The following is a 6,047-nucleotide window of genomic DNA, read 5'->3' on the forward strand; positions in this document are numbered from 1 at the left end:
CGCGTGGCGGGTGCCTGCGGCAAATCAGGCCAGCAGACTGCCGGCCGCCGGCTTGCCGATGGCTGCCGGCCGGATTCCGCTACCCATGCGCGGCATTGCGCGGCCGCCGAGAATGCTGGCGTCCCCCTCCCAATAGACCCAGCTCCGCCCTCGCCTCAGCCGGTCCAGATAGGCGTCCTCGAATCCGCCCGGCAAGCGATAGGCCATCGACTCCAGTGCGTTTTCGTCGGCGCCAAGCACACCGGCAAGCTTGAACCTGCCACCCGACAGTCCGTTCGCGACACGCAGGTCCAGGTACGGCACAAACAAGCCGGCGCGGCGCTGCGGCGCCGGCATCGCCTTGCTCCATTCGCGGATGGCATCACGCAGGTCCGCGAGTGCGAGCGAGAATGCCCGTTCGTTTCTGGCCATGAGCACACGGCCGCTAAGCACGCCGTCAATCAGCATCGCGTCCGTTGCGGGGAATTTCAGATGCGCAAGCGACGCGCGTTCGGGTTGACTCTGGCTGAGAAGCGCGAGGCAAGCCGCCAGGCCGGTTGCGCTTGTCTCGCGATAGCTCAAGGCCGGGCAACGCGACTCGGATTCGGAAAGAAGAGCCAATACATCGGCGGCGTGGCGCGGTGACGCCAGCACGATGCGGTCGTACTCGATACCGGCATCCCGCATGAATAGCGCGAGAGCGGCGCTGGCCGGACACCCGGCCAATGCAAACAACTGATACTTCATGGCTGAGGCAGTTTCCCTTGGCGCCAACGATGCCGTGCAATCGGTGCGCCCGGCGGCAATCGGAACGGGCGCGCCGAATCTTCGCTAGCGCGTGGCCGCGCCGCCCGGCATGGGACAGATTCTTCGGATGTCGCGCAATACCGTGCTCCCTGGGGGCCCGGGAGTTGCCACCTTAAATGGCGGTATTGGCTTGGAGGGAATGTTGCCGTACGGCAAGCGGGAAATACAGGAGCAGATGGAGGCTATTCTTTACGGAGCAGGCTCTATCATTGCAACGCGCAGACTGCCGGAGCTTGGCCCGATGCAAGCATGGATCGCAGCCGGGCAAGACATTGCGCGCTGCGTGCGGCTCGAGCTTGGCGGCGAGCCCGGGCAGCGGATGATGAGCCGGATCGGTGGAGAACCGATCCGGCTCCATGCTGAAGATTGACAGTCCGCTGCGCTGCAGGCGTTCGCCTGCGCACCGGGGGTGTCAGCGCGCTTGATACAGGGTGTCTGTGAAATCCGATGGTTCGAGCATGCCGGAAATGAGCTTTCCCAGTTCGTCCAGGAAAACGTTCGAGCAAAGCCCGCTTACGCCCGCCAGTGCCGGACAAAAGACCCAGGTCGTTCCATCCTTCACCGAACTATGGATAACCCTCTCCTGGTCGGCCGGCTTTAGAACATGTTCCCGCATGCCGACCCCGTCCAGATCGAACGCACGCACGAATTCTCGCCTTGCGCTGTCGCCCAGACAGACCACCACCTTTGGCATCAGACGGCTGCGGAGCGAGTTTATAAACTTGAACCTGAGCCCATTCCTGCAAAGGTCGACATATTTCCTGACACTGATCCTGGCGCCGCTGGAAAAAGCGCATTTAATCCAGCCATTCAGCATCTCCGCGCTGCGGCTCAGCGGATACAGCGTCACGTTCATCTCCGCGCCGCTCGGTCCATACAGATGATTCTCGTAGTAAGACCGCCAATCGCACTCCAATTCCGGCCGCTGCAATGTTGTAGCGCGCGCCGATGCCATGACCCTGGCGATACGCTGGTACGTCAACCAATAGATCATCGCATCGCGGTTTTCTTCACGAAAGCTGAAATCCCAGGCAGTGGGAGACAACGGTGGCTTCGTGATCACAATGTTTCTCCCGATGCTGTAGTCGTTGTTCACATCGCAGAACCAGACCGCCGCCCGGGGATTGCCGCCAAGCATGCCAAAACAAGAGCCCAGATATAGATCCAGGTCATTCAGCCATGCATTCTCCCTCCGCTCAACCCCATACGAGGCGGCCGAATCATAGCAGGCACTTATTCTCATGAAAAATTCGTAGTCCAAGACATTTGAAAGGCGGGGCCAACGCCCCGGGGGCTTCACTTCTGAACCCGGACACCGTGCCGGATGTGCGGCGCTATTTCTCCCAGGCGGCGCACAGCCGCGCTGCGCGCGTGCCGACGTCGTCCACGGTAAAGCCTGGCTTGTACAGCGCCTCTCCCAGCCCAAGGCCGGTGGCACCGCTATTTCGATAGACGCGGATATTGTGTTCGTCGATACCCCCTACCGCGAGTATCTTCGTCCCCGGCGGCAGGGATTTACTCCATACCGCAATGCTCTTCGGGCCGATCTGCTCTGCGGGAAAAGCCTTGATCGCATGCGCACCCGCTTCGATCGCGGCGTACGCCTCGGTGATCGTCGAAACGCCGGGGACGGAAACCAGGCCGGCGCTGAGCACCTCGCGAACAACGGCGGTATTGATATTTGGAGATGTGATGATTGCCGCCCCGACACCGGCTGCACGCTTCACATCGGATACGCATGTGACGTTTCCTGCCGCAATCATCGCGCAGCCATCAAAAGCCGCTCTCAGGTGCGCAATGCTCAGCAGGGAATATTGAGATTCGAGAGGAACCTCGATGATCTTGATGCCCCGCTTTATGATGGCGTCGGCAATCACGACTATGTCGTCCGGCCTGACCCCATTCAAGATCGCCACCAAAGGGCGGCGCATCATGACATTTTCAAAGCCATCAGCATACCCGCTGCCTTCCACAGGAAGCCTCGCCATATCACCACCCATAAAGCTAGAAGTCGAAAGCAAAGACCTTCCCTTCGCGACAGCCCATCCCCGGACAATGCAGAGGCGACTTGGCCTTGGGCATCCGGATCAGCGCGCCCAGCCGCCTTCTACCGTAAAAAGCCCCCAGGGCTACGGGGGAAAAATAGCCTTGGGGGTAAAACGGCCGGCGGGGTGCCTGGCCATCGGGGAACAGTCTCGACAAGATGGGGTTCGAATTGCCGGCGCCGACAATTCAGCCGCTTTTTACATCCGGCAGACGCTCCGGTGGCAGGAGTGCCGCCAGGCGTCCATCGGGAAAACCCCGGCTACCCGAAGCAGGCATTGCGAATTGCCGCTCACTCAGCGGCGACGGCGACGCCAACAATCTCGACCCGTCGATTCTGCGCAAGACATTGCACCAATGCCTCCCGGCCCGCCTCATCGCATGTCACGACGGGATTCGTGCCACCCTTCCCCCTGGCCGAGACGAGCGCCGGCGAGACACCGCTTTCCACCAGATAATTCCGCACCGATTCCGCGCGCGCTTCGGAAAGCCGCTGGTTATAGGCAGCGGAACCGATTCTGTCCGTATGACCAATCACGGTCACACTTTCAAGCCGCCGCGTTTCCCTCAGCGTCTTCGAAACGTCTCCCAGAGCCCGCCGGCCATCGGCGGAAATATCCGACAGGCCCGAGCGGCCAAAAGCAAACAGGGCATTGGCGCCGAGCGTGACTTTCGACACCGTCCTGGATGCCGCGGCGGGTACGACTTCCGTCAGCTTTGCGGTGGTGGGCAGTGGCTCCTTCAATACAGAGGCACAGGCTGCCGGCTTCCAGTGAAAGGACCTGCCTTTGGCTTCCTTGTCGAACATCACCTTGTATTGGCACGAGACCACATTTCCTCCGCTATTCCCATCGCGGAAGTTAAAGATATAGTCCCACTCCTTGACACCGAAAGGGCCCTCTCCAAAGTGCGGATGGCCGAGCAGGGCATAGAGTTGTGGCTTGGTGACGCCGGGAGCCACCTGACGCAGATTGTCCAGATTGGGGAAGGTACCTTCCTTGATCCAGGCATCCCGCTCCACCGCGGGAAAGACGACTTCGCCAGCCTCACCGTCCTTGTTCGCGCGCTCACCGACGTACATTGTTCCGCAAGCCTGCAGCATCAGGAGCGCTGTGCCGGCACAAAGGCCGGTGACGCGTTTCATACTCTTCTTCATGATCCGTTGCCTCAGTTTCTAGCCCGGGAGCGCGCGCGCTCCCGGGCAACCAAAAAATGGGTATCTGGCAATTACCAGTGGAAACCCGCGCCGGCGGCTACGCCAACGGAGCCGCGGGTGTTTGCCGAACCCTGCAGTTTGTAGACCCATCGGCCGTTCTCGGATTGCGCCGACATGCCGATCGCCAGCGCGGATTGCCCGCGATAGCCTGCGACACCCGCGGCCAGCATGCTCCGGCCAGGCAGGGACGCCTGCGGAATGCCCGCCATGGCCATGGCTGCCGCGGTGCCCGCGTTGGCATCGCGCTCGTAGCGGTCCAGGTCGCCGCGCAGCCGGTTGATCTGCGTGTCGGTGTACTGGTTCGCCTGGGATACCGCGCTGCTGACGCCGTTGCTCAACTGCTGGACATTGACCGCATCCGTAGCGGCAACGCCGTTTGCCACGTTGTGAACGGCCACCGGTGACGTGGTATTGGCGCCGCCCATGGTGACGCTGTTGTAGTTGGTCGAACCATCGGCGTTCTTGTCATAGCGCACGCTGCCGTTCTCCGACGCCTTGAGCTGCCCCACATTGACCGCGTCTGTCGTTGCCGTGCCTGCCGCCACATTGGCGATCTGGCGCTCGGCGCCAGCGCTGCCGACCGAAACCACATTGCTGCGGCCGCCATCGCTGGAACCGGCTCCCAGGGCGACGGAGTTCTGGCCGCTGGCCACTGCGCCATTGCCCAAGGCAGTGCTGCCGGCTCCGGTCGCTTGGCTCTGGTTGCCCACCGCGGTACTGTTGGCGCCGGATGCCATGGATCCGGAACCGCCGGCGGCGGAGTTCGCGCCGGTGGCGGAAGGTGACGGCGTGTTGGTATCCTTGCTGACCTGGAACATGCCCGCAGCGCCATTGTGGATGTTGGTAATGTCGCTCGAAATGCTTTCGATCCGGGTATCCGTATACTCGTTGGCGGCCTTCACCGCACCATCTAGCTGGCGCAGATTTACGGCATCGGTGGCATTCTTTCCGTCCGCCACATTGCTGATGGTGCGCGTTTCGCCGGTCTGTGCATTGCCGACGGATACGGTACCGGCCGTGTCGTTCTGCACGTTCGAGTACTTGCCCGTATAGCTCTCCGCGCCTCGACCGCCATCGCTCGCGCCGTTGCCAAGCGCCACGCTGCCGGATGCGCTGGCCGCGGCACCGTTACCAACCGCGGTGCTGCCGGCTCCGGACGCGACCGCGCCATTGCCCAAGGCTACGCTGGCGTTGCCCGATGCGCTGGTGTTGTTCCCGACAGCCATGGCATCGGCGCCGGAAGCCACTGCGTTCGCGCCGCCCGCCACCGATTTTGCTCCCAGCGCGCTTGGTGCCGGTGTGTTGTAGTCCTGGCTCACCTGGAACATGCCGACGGCGCCGTTGGCGATGTTTGTAATGTTGGCGTTGACCGCTTTCAGCTGGCGCACGTTGACTGCGTCGGTGTCTTCCGCACCGGCTTCCACGCCGGTAATGCGGCGGTTGCCCACGTTCACCTCGCCTGTTGCGGTGCCGCCGACCATATAGGCGGCGTTGCCCAGGGTGGTGCCGTCCGCCACTGAATTGGCGCCCAGCGCTACGCTGCCGGCGGCTGTCGCCCTGGCGTTGCGGCCGATCGCCACCGCGTCTGCCGCGGTACTGCTTGCGCCATAACCCACCGCCGTGGCGCCCGCCACCGTGGCATGCGCATCGTCCGGAGGCAGACCCGTGTCGTTGGTGCGCACATACTTCACCCCGCGGCCGTTCTGCGCCACATAGGTGTCGCTGGTGTCGCCCGCCACATTGGTGATGGTGTCGCCCAGGTTCGTGATGCTGGTGGTGTTCTGCTCCACCTTCTGGTTGGTTGCATGCAGTTGCGCGCCGTTCACCGCGTCGGTGCTGGTCGCGCTCACGTCGCCCTGGTGCACGTTGGTGATCCTGGTGCCGCCGGTCACGCCGCCGTCCACCGATGCCGTGCCGCCCAGCGTGACGCTGCCCTTGCTCGCGTCGTCGTACTTCACCGCGTTCTCGGCAACCTGCTCCACATTGCTTGCCACGCTCTTCA

The 6,047-nt window shown here is 62.6% G+C and carries 6 protein-coding genes; 1 reads left to right on the plus strand and 5 read right to left on the minus strand.

The annotated features are described in order from the left end of the window. Positions 1–24: 24 nt before the first annotated feature. Positions 25–726, minus strand: a complete 702-nt coding sequence (locus P3W85_RS16345) for a hypothetical protein (RefSeq protein WP_276265544.1) — start codon at positions 724–726, stop codon at positions 25–27. 109 nt (positions 727–835) lie between these two features. Between P3W85_RS16345 and P3W85_RS16350 the strand changes: the two genes are divergently transcribed. After that, on the plus strand, positions 836–1,156 hold the full coding sequence (locus P3W85_RS16350) for a hypothetical protein (RefSeq protein WP_276265545.1): 321 nt from the start codon (positions 836–838) through the stop codon (positions 1,154–1,156). 42 nt (positions 1,157–1,198) lie between these two features. Here P3W85_RS16350 and P3W85_RS16355 read toward each other — a convergent pair whose 3' ends face one another. From P3W85_RS16355 to P3W85_RS16370, 4 genes are all read right to left on the minus strand, one after another. Further along, positions 1,199–2,047, minus strand: coding sequence for a hypothetical protein (locus P3W85_RS16355; RefSeq protein WP_017224153.1), 849 nt, complete (start codon positions 2,045–2,047; stop codon positions 1,199–1,201). Positions 2,048–2,120: 73 nt separating this feature from the next. After that, the gene (locus P3W85_RS16360) at positions 2,121–2,807 is read right to left on the minus strand and encodes a 2-dehydro-3-deoxy-6-phosphogalactonate aldolase (protein WP_276265546.1); all 687 of its coding nucleotides are present in this window, start codon (positions 2,805–2,807) and stop codon (positions 2,121–2,123) included. A 314-nt stretch (positions 2,808–3,121) separates the two neighbouring features. Then, positions 3,122–3,985, minus strand: coding sequence for an OmpA family protein (locus tag P3W85_RS16365; RefSeq protein WP_017224155.1), 864 nt, complete (start codon positions 3,983–3,985; stop codon positions 3,122–3,124). A 71-nt stretch (positions 3,986–4,056) separates the two neighbouring features. Then, positions 4,057–6,047 (minus strand): YadA family autotransporter adhesin (locus P3W85_RS16370; protein WP_276265547.1); only part of this gene is annotated, 1,991 nt, incomplete at its 5' end.

Source organism: Cupriavidus basilensis, from assembly GCF_029335485.1.
Classification (GTDB): domain Bacteria; phylum Pseudomonadota; class Gammaproteobacteria; order Burkholderiales; family Burkholderiaceae; genus Cupriavidus; species Cupriavidus basilensis_E.